Origin of the sequence: Meiothermus sp. (assembly GCF_025056915.1) — a bacterium.
In the GTDB taxonomy this organism is placed as follows: domain Bacteria; phylum Deinococcota; class Deinococci; order Deinococcales; family Thermaceae; genus Meiothermus.
Genome location: NZ_JANWVH010000169.1, coordinates 1 through 993 on the forward strand (window position 1 = coordinate 1; position 993 = coordinate 993).

At 64.7% G+C, this 993-nt stretch carries 2 protein-coding genes; both read left to right on the plus strand.

Features of this window, described 5'->3' with window-relative positions:
- A partial coding sequence (locus NZN28_RS14470) for a Phenylacetic acid catabolic protein (protein ID WP_295399349.1) occupies positions 1 to 343 on the plus strand: 343 nt, incomplete at its 5' end.
- A gap of 83 nt (positions 344 to 426) precedes the next feature.
- Positions 427 to 969 carry a phenylacetic acid degradation protein gene (locus NZN28_RS14475; RefSeq protein WP_295399351.1) on the plus strand — a complete coding sequence of 181 codons (543 nt, stop codon included), beginning with the start codon at positions 427 to 429 and terminating at the stop codon, positions 967 to 969.
- Positions 970 to 993: the final 24 nt, after the last annotated feature.

Here is a 993-nt window from a genome sequence, read left to right on the forward strand (position 1 = left end):
GCTGATGATGTTCGGCCCGCACGACGCCGACTCGCCCAACTCCCCGCAACTCATCCGCTGGCGAATCAAGACCAAGACCAACGACGAACTGCGCCAGGAGTTCGTGGACGAGATGGTCCCCGAATTCCACGCCATCGGCCTGCAAATCCCCGACCCCGACCTGAAGTTCGATCCGGCCACCGGCCATTGGCGCATCGGCCCGATTGACTGGGAGCACTTCTGGCAGGTGGTGAAAGGCAACGGCCCGATGAACGCAGAGCGCCTGGCCGCGCGCCGCAAAGCCCATGAGGAAGGACGCTGGGTGCGCGAAGCGCTGGCGGCGTATGCGGAACGGATGGCGTAGTTCATATTGCGTACTGCGTAACGGAACACACGATTCGTAATACGCAATACGCAATACCAATACACACCCCCTCCCCTCCACCTATGGACACCCAATGGCCCCGCTGGGAAGTGTTCAAGCAGGATGACCCGCAGCAGCCGCATCGCAGCATCGGCACGGTGCACGCGCCCGACGCCGAGATGGCGCTGCTCATCGCCCGCGACGTGCACGTACGCCGCCCGGACTGCGCCAGCCTGTGGGTCGCGCGCGCCGACTGCATCACTGCGCTGACCGCCGAGGAGATCGCCGCCGACCCGAACTGGCACGTCGAGGACATTCCGCCGGATGCGCCAACGCAACGTTATCTTATCTTCCAGAAAACATCTCAGCGGCGGGCGATGACCTTTGTCGCGCACATGGGCGATGTGGAGGCGCGCTCCCCGCGCGAGGCGCTGCGGCTGGCCATGGAGCGCTTCGGCACGAACAAAGTGTTCGTCTGGTGGGCGGTCCCGGCCGGCGCCATCACCCGCAGCGAGGCCGGGGTGGAGGCCAGCTGGTTCGCGCCGGCGCGGGAGAAGAAGTACAAGCAGCAATCCGAGTACGGCGACGTAGGGGGCCTGCGCGCGAAGGTGCGGCGAAATTTATGACTGATGACTGATGACTGAAGACTG